The 15,132-nt window shown below is 53.2% G+C and carries 10 protein-coding genes; 4 read left to right on the top strand and 6 right to left on the bottom strand.

The features are described from left to right. Positions 1-75: 75 nt before the first annotated feature. Positions 76-1,587 carry a cytosine permease gene (locus VFA09_22790; GenBank protein HZU70117.1) on the bottom strand — a complete coding sequence of 504 codons (1,512 nt, stop codon included), beginning with the start codon at positions 1,585-1,587 and terminating at the stop codon, positions 76-78. Positions 1,588-2,259: 672 nt separating this feature from the next. On the opposite strand from VFA09_22790, the gene VFA09_22785 reads away from it, so the two are divergent. Continuing rightward, positions 2,260-4,428, top strand: coding sequence for a GAF domain-containing protein (locus VFA09_22785; protein HZU70116.1), 2,169 nt, complete (start codon positions 2,260-2,262; stop codon positions 4,426-4,428). Between the two features lie 186 nt (positions 4,429-4,614). Here VFA09_22785 and speB read toward each other — a convergent pair whose 3' ends face one another. The 3 genes from speB to speY form a co-directional block, all read right to left on the bottom strand. Next, positions 4,615-5,490, bottom strand: a complete 876-nt coding sequence (speB, locus tag VFA09_22780) for an agmatinase (protein HZU70115.1) — start codon at positions 5,488-5,490, stop codon at positions 4,615-4,617. 19 nt (positions 5,491-5,509) lie between these two features. Next, positions 5,510-5,941 (bottom strand): S-adenosylmethionine decarboxylase, encoded by a 432-nt coding sequence (locus tag VFA09_22775; GenBank protein ID HZU70114.1) that lies wholly within the window; start codon positions 5,939-5,941, stop codon positions 5,510-5,512. Positions 5,942-6,340: 399 nt separating this feature from the next. Further along, positions 6,341-7,462, bottom strand: a complete 1,122-nt coding sequence (gene speY / locus VFA09_22770; protein ID HZU70113.1) for a deoxyhypusine synthase — start codon at positions 7,460-7,462, stop codon at positions 6,341-6,343. Positions 7,463-7,841: 379 nt separating this feature from the next. Between speY and VFA09_22765 the strand changes: the two genes are divergently transcribed. Beyond that, positions 7,842-9,560, top strand: a complete 1,719-nt coding sequence (locus tag VFA09_22765) for a CocE/NonD family hydrolase (protein ID HZU70112.1) — start codon at positions 7,842-7,844, stop codon at positions 9,558-9,560. A 282-nt stretch (positions 9,561-9,842) separates the two neighbouring features. On the opposite strand, the gene uvrB is transcribed toward VFA09_22765, so the two are convergent. Next, complete coding sequence (gene uvrB, locus VFA09_22760; GenBank protein ID HZU70111.1) at positions 9,843-11,837, bottom strand: excinuclease ABC subunit UvrB; 1,995 nt, start codon at positions 11,835-11,837, stop codon at positions 9,843-9,845. Between the two features lie 174 nt (positions 11,838-12,011). Further along, positions 12,012-12,140: a hypothetical protein gene (locus tag VFA09_22755; protein HZU70110.1), complete on the bottom strand. Its 129-nt coding sequence runs from the start codon at positions 12,138-12,140 to the stop codon at positions 12,012-12,014. Positions 12,141-12,208: 68 nt separating this feature from the next. Here VFA09_22755 and VFA09_22750 point away from each other — a divergent pair, with 68 nt between their 5' ends. Both VFA09_22750 and VFA09_22745 read left to right on the top strand, forming a co-directional pair. Continuing rightward, complete coding sequence (locus VFA09_22750; protein HZU70109.1) at positions 12,209-13,771, top strand: AAA family ATPase; 1,563 nt, start codon at positions 12,209-12,211, stop codon at positions 13,769-13,771. Between the two features lies 1 nt (position 13,772). Next, positions 13,773-15,122 (top strand): S1 RNA-binding domain-containing protein, encoded by a 1,350-nt coding sequence (locus VFA09_22745; protein HZU70108.1) that lies wholly within the window; start codon positions 13,773-13,775, stop codon positions 15,120-15,122. Positions 15,123-15,132: the final 10 nt, after the last annotated feature.

Raw genomic sequence — 15,132 nt, 5'->3', positions numbered from 1 at the left:
TTTATGTTGAAAAGTAAAGGAAGCAGGCAGTCGATGGCGACTGCCTGCTTCTGTTCCTACTGCTTAGCGGCAAAACTACTTACCGCCAACTGCTGCCGCCTCGTCTAAACCGACTCTATCGCGTGCAGTCCGCACATCGATGGCGCGCAGGATGAGGTAGGAGATACCGGCAAGCACCAGGCCCAGTTCGAAGCCTATATCCATGCCACCATTGACCAGACCTCCTAACACACCTGTAATCCCAAACGTACAGACACCACCGGAACAACCGAACGGCGTTACGGTGACGCCGGGGATCGCACCCAGAGTGTTCGAGGTAAGAACCAGGGCTTGAGAAAACCCGAGATAGGCGCCTACCAGACCGATGATCATCGCCACGATAGCGGCCCAGCCCGTTGGTAGCAGGCTGGCCGTGTTCCAACCATCGACATTATAGCGCCCCCTGCGGAACACAAAGTGTTCGATGACGAGAATAATCGCGTAGGGTCCCAGCCAGTAGGCTACAAGCAGCATGAAACTGTTCAGCGTGTCGTTAAAGCTGCTGGTGAACGTGACAAGCAGAATCGCGACGACGATGTACACCACTGCTCCGATGAGCGTCCAGACGTAGCGCGGAACTCGCATGAATGCTTTGCCGAGAACCTGCATGGAAAGGCCCAGGCTATAGTCGTTCGGAATATTGTTAGCGACCGTGCTGAGCGCGAGCAACGCTACAAGGATGCTTCCAAAGGTACCTAACGGCGCGGCAACACCGGCGAGCAAAGCGCCACCACTACTATTTGATATCCAGCTCGTAAAGGCCATCCCCAGTGTCTCTAACAGCACACAGGGGATGAACACTCCCAGGAAGGTGAGCCAGAAGACACGAGCAGCCGCTGTGTTCTCCGGCTGGTTGACGTTATAGTCTGCCGCGTAAGAGCTCCACCCGGTCGCGAAGCCGTAGATCGCGCCACCAAACGAGATGAATCCGGCGATTTCAGCGGCTCCGAATACAGGCGTTGGAATAATTTTCATGTGCGGCACGGCGACAATGAACAGGATCAGGAAAATGATGGCCATCGGTATCCAGGAATAGCGTTCGTAGCGATGTACATACCTGTAGCCATAAATACTGACCAGGGTGGTGAGAATTGCGATCACAAGAATGCCTGCCCAGACGGGAATAGCGCCATTAGACAAGGAATTTACCAGCTGGCCACCAATGATGACGTTGACAGTAGACCAGCCAAGACAGGCGGCGACATTGAAAAGCGCCATGATAATGCCACCTACCCAGCCGAAAGCGAAACGTGTAATCGTCATCTGGCGCAAGCCGAGCTTGGGACCGAGCGTCGAGAAAAATGCGACCGGCAAAACACCAAGGGCATTGAAGATGATGATAACCGCCAGACCATCCCAGAAACCGAGGCGAAAAATCGGGTTGGCTATCGCTCCGAGCGCGACGGTTGAAATGACCAGATTGGCGGAAAGCCACATGGTGAAATTGTCGACGATACGAATATGACTACGGGTAGAGGGGGAGACGCGTTCTATACCATGCGTCTCTATTCCACGTTCTTCAGGGATTGCCACAACATCGGAAGCCATGGTGTTGTACTCCTACTCCTTCAGAAAACTACTAAAAACCAATAATTACGATGTACTGTACGAGCAACCTTTGTGAGCAGTCCATCGACCGGCCTGTCTCACCTTATCAGGGATGCCTGCCTCCAGAAGTTCTCCATGCCCCTGAGAATTTCCCTGATAATACGTTTCCAATCCGGCAAATGACGACTCATGCTGCATGTTCTGAGAACAACGCACACAACACATAAATGCCGGGAAATATTTTACGCCTCAAGTATATCAGAATCAAGGTGATCTTACCAGTAGTTTTCTCTGGTTGGAACAGCTTGATGATAAATTTTATGGAATTTTTATTGTTTAGTATCCGGGGCAGGCACAAGACCTGTCCCTAATGAATTTTTCCAATCGAAGCGGGGAATCTCGGTCTCGTTGCACTCAGATTCTTCGCTGCGCTCAGAATGACACGGCCTGGGTCGCTCAGATTACCAAAGGTTTGCGATGAATGTTGATCTATAGGCATTATGTTACGAAGTAGCACTTAAAAACCGTCGATAAGCAAGGAAAATCGCAGTATAGAGACGAACATTGGTAGGAATTAGCAAAAGGGGAGGGCAAAACCCTAGACGCGAGGGAGGAAAACAGGTACAATGCCCATCATATATGGTGTATGCAGGAAAAGATCAGGAGGTCGGCATGTCTTCCAAACTGGTTTCGCCGGAAGATGGTGCAGGTCATGTGCCTGAGCGCACAATCGATGAGCTTCTGCGAGAAATTGCTGAGCTGCGGGCGGCACTTGATGCGCGCACACAGGAAAACACCTTGCTGAACGAGGTAATCTCAACAGTAGGATCGACTCTGAAGCTTGATGTAGTACTGCGCCACCTGGTGGACACGCTTGTGCGCGCCATTTCCTGTCACGCTGCTTTCATTTACCTCTTTAATCGGGATAAAGAACGCCTGATTCTGGCCAGTACGAGCGAGCCATACTCGCACCTGGTGGGCAAGATCGAACTGGCTCTCGGCGAGGGGATTACGGGCTGGGTTGGCATGACATTGCAACCGGTGATCCTGAAAGAAGAGGCCATGAACGACCCACGCTTCCGCTATTTTCCAGAATTAGAGGAAGAGAAGTTCCAGTCAACAATGACCGTGCCTATCGTTGCCAAAGATCGCCACCTGATCGGCATCATTACGATGCACACTGCCGCGCCATACGAGTTTACTGAACAACACCAGGTGTTTGTGAGCAATACGGCGGCTCTGGCTGCCAGAGCCATTGAGAATGCACAGCTGTACGAAAGTACACAGAGGAAGCTGAACATTTTAACGAATCTCTCAGTGTTGAGCCAGACGATCAGTTCGGGCCAATATCTCGATGATATGCTGCGCTCGCTTGCAACCCTGACGGCGCAGATCATAGAAGTTGATCTTTGTGTGATCATGTTGCTCGACTCGACTCGCGGGCGCCTGACGGTACGCGCCTCATCGCCTCATCTAAGCGATCGCGCGCTAAGCTTTCGAACAATTGACATTGATCGACAGGCCTGGGATAAGTTGCGAGTAGCCCCGGTCCAGGGCGCGATAGAATTGAAAGGTGCTCCGCAAGCTTCACTCGCGGCCTCTACATCCCCCCAGGGACAACTATCCGAGACGAGCACGCACGTACTGGAACACCTGAATCCCGTAAAAGATTCGCATTATAAGTCGTTGCTCTCCCTGCCATTAATCGCCGGGACTGAACATCTCGGGCTGATCAATTGTTATTCGAGTAAGGCACGACGCTATACAGCAGAAGATTCGACGCTGTTAAGCACCATCGCCAACCAGGTAGCGCTGGCAATTAAGAACAGCCACCTGGTGGATTTGCTGGCGCAGAAGAATCTCATCAAGGGCTTCTTTGATGATCTGGCGCAAGGGACATATGATTCAGAAGATACGCTACGCCAGCGCGCAAACTTTCTCGGCTGTGATCTATCCAGGCCTCATGCTATTGTGACGATTGAAATCGCGCATGTTGATGCCGGTGATGGCGAAGAGTATGGATACAGTACAGCACAACATACACAGTCGCGGGAATCAAGCGGGCGGGGAGTTCACCTGGAAGAACAGCGGGGCGCGAGAGAATGGAAAGGCGCTCCGCAAGCTCCACATCTCAGAGCGGAGCAGGCTTCCCAGGTCGGAGCAAGCTCCTCTACCCGCCAGGTTCCCACTCCCGCCACTACTGATCGGCTCGAGACGCACAAACGTATTAGCGGGCAGATACGGCGGCGGCTTCTGGATAATTTTCCTGGATCATTAGTGTATGAGCGGGAGAATCTGCTTACCTGCATCGTTTGCCTCAGTAAGGATCCATCAGGTTCGCGTTTGAAAACGTGGCTGCGCGACTTGTTCCAGCAGATGCGCAACGAGCATAAAGTACATCTCTCGGCAGGCATCGGCAATATATGCCGCAATGCGAGCGACTACCGGCGCGGCTTCGCCGAGGCTGGCGAGGCGTTGCAAATGGGGCAGAGTCTGAACCGCGAAGGAGACGTAACGCATTTCAACGATTTAGGGGTCTATCGCTACCTGTATAAGATCGCGCGCATGGATGACTTACGCGATATGTATCAGGACCAGGTCGGGCGCATCGCCAACTACGACGCACGCAAGGGAACTGATTTGTTGGATACGCTGGAAACCTACCTCGAGTGCGCCGGAAATCTCACACGCACCTCCAACCGGTTGTATGTCCATCGCAATACGCTCATCCAGCGCCTGGATCGCCTGCAATCGTTATGTGATATCGATCTGCAAGAACGCAGCAACTGGCTCACCCTGCAAGTTGCTATCAAAGTGTACAAACTGCGCAATGGAGCGTAGGGGCCGATAATGAATTTTTATCATCACAATCGGGAAGCGCCCCATGCCGTGTCATTCTGAGCGCAGCGAAGAATCCGTGTCCAGCGCGCCAGGGATTCTTCGCTGCGCTCAGAATGACACGGCTAAGACCACTTAGATTATCGGTTTTGTTCGTGAAAATTCATCACCGGCCTGGGGCCAGACCCGCTAACGTAGCCCGGCAAAGCGGTAGCCGATCATCTTATAGACCAGTTTGGCGGCCAGGAAATCGGCTCGTACCTGTCCCGGCATCGGACAGAGTTCAACTACATCCATACCAACTATGGTAGTGCGGCGGCAGATTTCTCGGAAGAGATCAAGGAGTTGATACCAGTGCAGGCCGCCAGGTTCGGGGGTTCCAACGGCGGGCATTTCTGAGGGATCGAGCGCGTCGAGGTCAATGGTGACATAGGTGTGCTTGCTCAGGCGCTCCCAGGGGATAATTGCCGTTCCATTAGCCATCTGGTAGCCCCAGACAATCGCCACATTGGGCCGCGTCTTCATGAACTCGGCCTCTTCAGGGCTGAAACTGCGAATACCGATTTCTGTCAGAGGAATGCCCATATCTACCACACGTCTTTCAATCGAGGCATGAGAAAGAGGTGTGCCTTCATACTGATCGCGCAAATCACCATGGGCATCGATGTGAACAACCATGAGATCAGGGAAATAATTATGTACGGCGGCAATAACAGGCGCGGAGAGAGAATGCTCGCCGCCGATCGTCAATGGAAGCTGCCCGCGCTGCAAGACTTCACGCGCGGCATCGCCGGTCGCTTTCAGGGCAGCGCTATGATCCATGCCGCTGTAATCGAGGGATGGGCGAGTATAAATACCAGCTTCGATGGGACACCAATCAAGTTCCTCATCGTATAATTCCATCTGGCTTGAGGCATTAAGAATCGCCTGTGGCCCGTGTTCGGTCCCTTTTATGTAGCATACGCTATATTCCAGCGGAGCCGGAATGATCGTCACATGGGCGGTAGCCGGGTCGCAATAGGGCGCATCAGGGGCACCAAACTGGGTCACAAGCGGTTCATTCATAGCATCAATGTCCTTCTTTTTAGCGCACCGCCATTTTCGCCATGCGAGCGGCCATGGCAGCTTCATAGCGCTCTGGATCGGGCGTTTCCGGTCGCAGAGAGCGGTTGCCGCGTACAACGAAATGCGACTCTACGTCGTCGGTCTGAAACATCTCTTTCGCGAAAGCAATAGCGTCTTCCTGGCTGAACTCCTTGCACGAACAGATGTCGATATCGACTTCACCGTACTCGGGCCAGGCATGCAGGCTGATATGGCTCTGCGCGATCACCACGAAACCGGATAAACCGGCATCCAGCGGGTTAGACGTTTCAATCTGATACAGGTGTACAGGGCTGACCTTCTCCATCTGTACGCGCTCTGGATACTCATCCAGTACGCGCCTCACGAGGAGTTCGTTGGTCAGGAGTTCCCGATCACACCCATAGAGTTCCAGCATCAAATGCACAAGCATCGAACAAACCTCCATTGTTACTAGACTATAAGCTGGTTTGCCATTCTGCTACTCCACCGTTCCTACAGGTTCCCCACCAGTAGCATTGTCCATGTACGACATAGGCAAATTTTCGCACACCAGGGTATTATACATTAGATTGTCAAGCTAATGCAAATTAACGTATGCGCATCTTGTATCTAATAACCAGGCTGCCTCCATCTAATGGCAATCTGTTAATCCACCTAATGTCGGAGATCGGTTCGATCTAATCGCAACAGTAGTTACAAGCCATCAATCCCTTTCACGCTCTTACCCGGTAATGTGGTTGCGCAAAGTAAGATGGCCAGGCTGTCAATCCGATGTATTGGCGGTGGGCGCGAAGGATTGATATGGACTTCACTTCGTTACGCTCAGCTCCTACGGCCTCATCTCTTTTCCCTTCATATACGCCTCATGCAACTCTTGTAAGAGTTTTTCTCGCTGCACAAACAATTCTTTGCGCGGGCGCCGTTGGGCTTTACTTACCGCGTAAGCTGTGAGGAGAGGTAAAGCAATAGTGGAATCACCATAGATGACAACCGTGCTATTGAGCTGATCCGGCTTGATCTTGCCCCATGAGACAGCTTCGGATGGTGTCGCGCCGGAGAGACCACCCCAATGGGGTGCGTCAGCCGTGATCTGAATAAAGAAGTCATGCCCACCTTTCTGGATGCCCAGGACTTCCCACAATTGAGGCTGTGTTTGCAGGTAGAAGTTCTTGGGGCTGCCGCCACCGAGAATGATAACACCGTTCCGCGTGGCATGATGCACAATTGCCGTCGTCTCATTAACGTCGGCCAGGGGATCGAGCGTCAGCCGGCTTCCGTCAAGGGCGTTACGCGCTACATTCATGCCAATAGACGAATCGCCCGGCGATGAGGTGTAGATCGGAACATTCCAGGCCGCGGCCTGGGCCAGCACCGAATACTCAGGGTTCACACCGGCCTTGAGCAATTGTGTACCGAGGTGATAATGCAGTTCCGACGTTGAGATGGGTCGATTGGGCAAACTTTTTAAGGATTCGCGCACGAACGCATCGGTATCGAGCAATACCCGGTCTGAGAAGAGGATATCATAAATGCGAATCACCCCCTCTTCCTGTAATTTCGTATCATCCAGGCGAAAATCTCCACGGTGCAGTGCCATGGCGAGCGCGTAATGCATATCGTGGTACAGATTCGCACCCGTGCTGATGATGAAATCAACGAATCCATAGTCCATCAAGGTCAGGATGCATCCACCCAGACCGGCGGGAGTAAGCGCGCCGGCCATAGTGAGGCCGATGGTGACATCATTTTCAAGCGCCAGCATTTGCTCGACATAGAGCCGCGCAGCTTCATTGAGCCGGGCGGCGTTATATGCCTGGTACTGTTGATCAATCAGTTCGGCAACGGTCATATTGGGATGAACGCGCCGTGGCAGTATTTGCGGCCCGCTCAGGTAGTCACTCTGGGTAGGTTGATGGTGATCCGGCATATGATCGTGATGGTCATGAGCCATGGATGGTTGTCCTTTCTGGGAAAATGTGATCGGCAGGTGCCAGCAACTACTATTGTACCATCTGGTGTATTTTCTGGTAGCCTGAGTACTCTGGTGATTCCCCATAAGTCCCTCGGTTCAGCTGAGGTGGCTCAGCTGCATGAAAGGGACGAGAGATTCTTCGTTGCACTCAGAATGACATGTCCACCATGTCATTCTGAGTGCAACGAAGAATCTCTCGTCCGCTTATAGGGAATCACCAGTGAGTACTTTCGTTCGCCCGAAAAGCAAATTCTCCTGCTAGACTGCCTGAGATCACTTTAAAACCTAAGCCCTGGATGGTACAATACTGCGAAGTAAGGATCTGTATCGATTGAAAGACGACACTGGAGAGTATCTCATGCAATCCCAACCCACCCACACAATCCAGGTCGAGCGCAATGTACCCATCCCCATGCGTGATGGCACCGTCCTGCGCGCGGATGTGTACCGGCCACAGCTAGAGGGGCGCTATCCCGTCATTCTTGAGCGCGTTGCCTATGAATTGACGCAGCGCTGCCAGTATAAAGGTGAATATTTCGCCAGTCGTGGATATGTATTCATTGGGCAAAATGTGCGCGGGCGCTACGCATCAGAGGGAAAATTCGAGGTGTTTCGCGATGATGCCTGGGGCGAACACCAGGATGGCTATGATACCATCGAATGGGCCGGGACACAGCCGTGGTCGAATGGCAACGTAGGAATGGTCGATGGCTCCTACTCTGGCTTCACACAATACCTGGTCGCGCCAACACGCCCGCCACACTTAAAGGCGCTCTTTGTCCGCGAAGGTGGCTCAGATCATTATCGTGATTTTCTCTACCGCTATGGCGCATTCCAACTCGCTCTCAATCTTGGTTGGACGCTGCAAGAGATACTGGCCGGCTTGAAGCATGAAACAGCTCCTCCAGGTATGGAGGCACAGCGAGAAGGTCTCGAGGATGCCGTGGCGAATATGGATGACTGGTTTCGTCACCTGCCCCTCAAATCCTGCCCACCATTGGAAGAGCTTGCCGGCTGGTATTTCGAGGACTTGAACCACCCGGAAGATGGACTGTACTGGTGGCCTATGAACCTCTCGCTCAAGTATTCAGAGGTGGATGTACCAATTCTGCATTTAGGAGGCTGGTTCGATTGCTTTCTCGATGGCACATTGCGCAGTTTCCAGGGCATCCGGGCGCATGGGAGAACACCAGAATGCCGTGCCAACCAGCGGCTGATCATCGGCCCCTGGATTCATGGCCCCACTAACATCGGTAAAAGTGAGGTGGGTGAACTGGATTTCGGGCCGGAAGCCGCTTTCGACCTGTATGACTATCGATTGCGCTGGTACGACTACTGGCTCAAGGGCATAGAGAACGGCATCATGAATGATCCGCCGGTGCGTATCTTCCTGATGGGCGCGAACCGCTGGCTGGAGATGCAAGCATGGCCGCCGGAGAACATAACCTATCGCCCGTTATACTTCCGCGGAGGCGCAGGCAAAAGCGAAACCTCACTGAACAGCGGCCACCTCTCTTTTGAGCCGCCGGAGCATTCCGAGGCGGAAGATAGCTACGAATATGACCCTGAAGACCCGGTACCCAGCCTGCTCACCTATCCTGAACTGGGACCCAAGGACCATCGCCCGGTTGAGGGCCGGATGCTCACCTACACGACCCAGCCACTCAAACAGGATTTAACCATCATTGGCCCCGTAAAAGCCGTCCTTTACGGCATGTCAACTGCTCCTGATACAGACTGGGTCGTGCGCCTATGCGATGTCTGGCCGGATGGCCGCTCGATGTCCGTCTGCGATGGTATTCTACGCGCCAGATTTCGCAATTCGTTGGAACGAACCGAGCTGATGGTGCCGGGAGAGGTCTATACGTTTGAGATAGATTTGTGGTCGACGGCTCAGGTGTTTCAGGCCGGACACCGCCTGCGGGTAGAGGTGACGAGCAGCGATTTCCCGCGCTATGACCGCAACCTGAATACTGGTGGTATGTTTGGAGAGGAAACCCAGGGACAGGTCGCAACAAATACTGTGCTACATAATGAGATACATGCTTCGCATATCTTGCTGCCAATTATTGAATAGTCTTGCTGAGGGAGAAGTTGCACTCATGCCACAGAGCGGCCATCTTTACAGTTACATCAGCCCATATTGGCGCGCGAGATACCTTGCTGCTCATGGGATTGTTAGGGGTGCTGATGACTGTCACTGGCATCTTCACTCCCGCGCGTCACCGCTCTCTTGAAAGAACTGCTCGAAGTTTACACACGCAGGCACAGCCTACTCAACATGAAGAAATTATAGAGATGCCCAGGCCTTGATAAATTCTTTCACACCCTCTGGCCCGCGGATGTCCAGAAGGATTCTCTATTCGACCATGGCCCGCCGGATCTCAATAATCTGGTCGCGCAGTTGTGCCGCCTTCTCAAATTCTAGCTGCTTGGCCGCGTTACGCATCTGTGATTCCAGGTCCCGAATCAAGCGCAGCGCCTCTTCCTTCGGAATGGTCGCGAGAACCGTTGCCACTGCCTTACTATCGGCAGCTTCGGCATTCGCGCCGCTCATCGCCTTGATGCGCTCGGATAGGGTCTTCACGTCCTTCTTGATGCCACGAGGCGTAATATTGTTGCGCTCATTGAAAGCAGTCTGAATTTTGCGACGGCGGTTCGTCTCGTCGATAGCGCGCTGCATCGACTTTGTGACCGTATCGGCATACATGATTACGCTGCCCTCGACGTGGCGCGCGGCACGCCCAATCATCTGAATCAGCGAACCCTCCGAACGCAAGAAGCCCTCTTTATCGGCATCGAGAATGGCCACCAGCGAGACCTCGGGTAGATCCAATCCCTCGCGCAGCAGGTTGATGCCGACAACCACGTCGTAAACGCCCAGTCGCAGGTCGCGCAAAATCTCAACACGCTCAATCGTATCGATTTCAGAGTGCAGGTAATGTACCTTGATGCTTAGCTCTTGCAGGTAGTCCGCGAGGTCCTCGGCCATCTTCTTGGTCAAGGTCGTTACCAGGACGCGCTGTCCCTTGGAGACACGGTTGCGTATCTCTACGATCAGATCATCGATCTGGCCCCGGGTCGGGCGCACGCTGATCTGCGGGTCGAGCAGGCCCGTCGGGCGAATGACCTGTTCCACGACTGCCTGGCTATGCTCGTACTCGTATGGCCCAGGCGTGGCCGAGACGAAGAGCGCCTGGTTGATCTGGCGCTCGAACTCGGCAAAGGTCAGTGGGCGGTTATCCAGGGCCGAGGGCAGGCGGAAACCGTAATCGACCAGCACCTGCTTGCGCGAGCGGTCGCCGGCATACATACCGCGCACCTGCGGCAGTGCCACGTGCGACTCGTCTACGACCAGCAGGTAATCGTCCGGCAGGTAGTCCATCAGCGTCCAGGGCTGCTCGCCCGCCGCACGGCCCGCCAGGTGGCGCGAATAGTTCTCAACGCCCGAACAGAAGCCGGTTTCGCGCAACATTTCGATATCGAAGTTGGTACGCTGCTTCAAACGCGCCGCCTCAAGCACTTTGCCCTCGGCTTCCAGTTGCGCCAGGCGTTCTTCTAATTCGGCCTCGATCAGTTCAATGGCGTGATTCAATCGTTCCTGCGTCGTCACCCAGTGTTTGGCGGGGTAGATATCCAGGCGCTGCCTCTTGCCCAGCACCTCGCCGGTCAGTGGGTCGATCTCGGTCATGCGCTCGATCTCATCGCCAAAAAACTCGATACGCACGGCGACATCCTCGTAGGCCGGGAAGATTTCAAGCACATCGCCGCGCACGCGGAAGCGCCCGCGAATGAAGTTGGAGTCGTTGCGCTCGTATTGGATGTCCGTCAGGTGGCGCAGTATTTTGTCTCTACGACGTTCCTCACCCACCTTCAGCGTCAGCACGACCTCTCCATATTCCTCTGGACTGCCCAGGCCGTAGATGCAGGAGACCGAGGCGACTATCAGAACATCCCTACGTTCGAACAGGCTGCGCGTCGTCGAAAGGCGCAGTTTTTCGATCTCCTCGTTCAGCATGCTCTCTTTTTCGACATAGGTGTCTGTGCGCGGGATGTATGCTTCTGGCTGGTAGTAGTCGTAGTAAGAGACGAAATACTCTACCGCGTTGTTGGGGAAAAACTCCTTGAATTCGCTGTATAGCTGCGCCGCGAGCGTCTTATTCGGCGCCAGTACCAGCGTTGGCTTCTGCACCTGCTCGATGATTTTCGCGACTGTATACGTTTTGCCGCTGCCCGTCACGCCCAGCAGCGTCTGCATCTTATACCCCTTGCGAATTCCCTCGGCCAGTTGCTCAATGGCTTCCGGCTGATCGCCCGTCGGATAAAATGGTGCCTCCACCTTGAATTCTGGCATGCCGTTCCGTCCTTTAACATGCTTTTCATAGAATATTCTTTCCAATAACCTTACTATTATACCACGAAATTGGCACAGCAGCATCAGTTTCGTCCCGGTGATTCCTCAGAAGTAGGCTGAGCGACACAAGTCGGAGCGGCTGCACAGCTTCTTGCCAGAGATTCTTCGCTGCGCTCAGAATGACAGGCCCGGAGTGTCATTCTGAGCGCAGCGAAGAATCTCTCGTGCCCCTTCATGCAGCCAGGTCATCACATATGAGCTGATGAACTTCTGGACAACCACCTGTTTCATCACGAAATTCATGCATTTTCCCCTTGATAAGGCCCAAAAATTGGGCTATAATTGTGCCAAATAGAGGAGGTGAACGTAAATTGGACGAGAAGCAAACAACACAACACCGGCAGCACTTTAATCTCAGCGAATCAGCCAAGCAAAAACTCGAAGAATTGACGGCCAGGCGCTACCCTGGCAAGCAGCGGCGGCAGAGCCAGCTGGTTGAAGACCTGATTACGGAAGCTTTCATGAAGGAGCAAGGAATGAATAATGTGACAACGGGCATGCAAGAACCCGACCCTGATTGGCTCTTACCGGTGCGCAACGTATTGCGCTTCGCGGAACTGGCCGCGCTGGATATGGGCGCGAGAGCAGTATCTCCAGAGCATCTCTTACTGAGCCTTCTCCGCTCAAACGACGATGGAGTAAACAGGATATTGGGCGTATTAGGATTGGATGCAGAGGCTATACTCGCGCGTGCAGCCGAGGTTTTCGATACTCGTACGTTTGTAGATGCTCCCAATAGCCCTTTACCACTTACTATTGAGGCGCAGGAGTGTATCGATTGGGCCATTACCGGCGCGATGCTCTACCAGATACCATCTGTCAATCCCGACCACCTGCTTTTGAGCGTTTTAAGCCATCACCGCGTGCAGGCGTTCCTTGGCTCGCTGCTGCCATCACCCGACGTTCTGCTGTCCCGCCTCATGGAAGGCATGGGGCCTGTTTACGCTGGTTACATGGATCAGTTGCTGCTGAATGGCATGCGCAGTCCCAGCATCGTCACCGTGCAGTTTGGGAATTCCAGGCGCATTCTCAAAACGTTCGAGCGTCCCACTATGACCTTCGCAGATCTCCCTGGATTGGACGAGGTCAAAAGCAATCTGCAAGACGTGGTCGATTTTCTGAAGCTGCCACGGGATACGGAGGCTACAAATCGTCTAGCGCCATCCGGCGTGCTGCTGATCGGGCCGCGCACAAGCGAAAGGACCCTGCTTGTACGGGCACTGGCGGGAGAGGCGAATGTGCCTTTGCTCACACTCTCCGCGCAGACGATGCTTGAGATTATTCGCGAAGTCGAACGGGACAACAGGCGTATCGAAGACTTCAATCTTCCCGTTCGAGATTACAACTCCCTGAAAAGCGGGCGCGGCCTGATACGCGGGCTCTTCGACCAGACAAAATCTTCACCATGTGTCATCCTGATCGACGACCTGGATACTTTTGTTCCAACGATGAATCGGGAGACGGGAGAACATTTGCTGAAACCACTGTTTGAGGAGATGTCGAGGCTCAACGCGAGCCAGCAAAAAGTGGTGGTTATAACAGCCAATGAACTGAATGATCGCGGTCGCTGGATGCTGGCTCCGAACCGCATGGGAGGGCGTTTGAAAGTAGTTTACCTCGATTCGGCCGCTCGACCACAAACTACCGTATCGGGACGATTACATGTACAGCCGATTGCTACTCCCAGCATCAACATTACTGCGCAAGCAAGCCTGTGTCCGGCCTGCAAGCGTCCCGTTCAGCTCAATTGGAAGCATTGCGTCTTCTGTGGGGCATCGTTAGCGAGAGCCTGTCCCAAATGTGGCGCTCCGCGCCCACAAATCGAGGGGGCACGGTTCTGCTTCGAGTGTGGAAGCTCATTGGAGGAACAGTAATATGAGCGACAGCGTCAATTGGATGCAACAGATTCCTGAGCCTGGTAAATTAGCTCTCACAACCCGTTACGCGCTGCTAGCGGCTCAATCGAACGCCGCGATTATGCGAGCAAAAGAAATTTTGCCGGAACATATCTTGATGGGGCTTATTAAACAGAATGACGCCAGAGTAGTACACATGTCGGCTTCTCTCAACCTGGATTTAACCGCGATCCACATGCATTCTTATCTATACGCTCAATATCCGTTTCTTGAGAAGAGGTCCCAACCTGATTTTTTTCAGTATTATCTCGTGGCAGAACGGAGAGCTTATCAAGAGTGGCAACTACAACGTCGCGAAAAACTCATAGCAGAATTACAGCCCGGTGAAATCCGTCGCGGTGTGGTTAGCAATATCGCCAGCTTTGGTCTCTTTGTAGACCTGGGAGGAGTAGAGGGTCTGATGCATGTCAGCCAGCTATCCTGGAATCCTGTTAATCACCCTGGTGAACTGTTCAAGATTGGGCAGGAGGTGGAAGTACAGGTATTGAGCGTCGATAAGGAGAAAAAGAAAATCGCGCTGTCGATTAAACGCGCGCAGGCGAATCCCTGGAAAACGGTAGAGCAGCGCTATAAAGTTGGCCAGGTCGTCACCGGCACCATTACCAGAATTGCTCCTTTTGGTGTATTTGCCCGCATCGAGGACGGCATCGAGGGGCTTATTCACTTATCAGAGCTGGCTCCCGACATGGTTCCTGGAAACAACTTGCACGAGGGACAGCAGCTCCGCATGCGTATCCTGCGCCTTGATCCGGCTCGTCGACGCCTGGGTTTGAGCCTCAGACAGGTCGATGAGGTGGATATTGAAGATGAACCAGGAGAGGAAGATGAGAAAAATCGTATCGAAGATGATGTCTCATCTCCATTTGACGAAACCCTCAATGCTTCGGGGTTCACAACAGTATCTGGCAGCAAAGAAACAGATCAGATGCGGCCATTTTCACAAGAATCGCTGGAATGCCTTGATTGGGCGATATCCTTTGCAAATCAAATCCACTCAACGCTTGTCTATCCAGACCACTTACTTTTGAGCATCTTGCTACGCAACCGCATTCAATCGTACCTGGCACCGCTTTTACCATCATCTGAGGCACTATTAGCATACTTTACCGGCGAAAAACGGTATGACGAGGAGATGGCACCAGGGCAGGCTAGCACATGTCCCGCGTGCAAACAATCAATCTTACCCGGCTGGAAACATTGCGTCTATTGTGGGGCATCTTTAATGAAGGCCTGTCCAAAGTGCGGCGCTCCTTATCCAGAGATTGAAGGGGCACGGTTCTGTTTTGAATGTGGTGAGGAATTGGAGTAGTATTATTATA

It is taken from the genome of Ktedonobacteraceae bacterium (genome assembly GCA_035653615.1).
Taxonomy (GTDB): domain Bacteria; phylum Chloroflexota; class Ktedonobacteria; order Ktedonobacterales; family Ktedonobacteraceae; genus DASRBN01.
The sequence above is the reverse complement of the archived record's forward strand: the minus strand, read 5'-3'. Positions and strand labels throughout refer to the sequence as shown.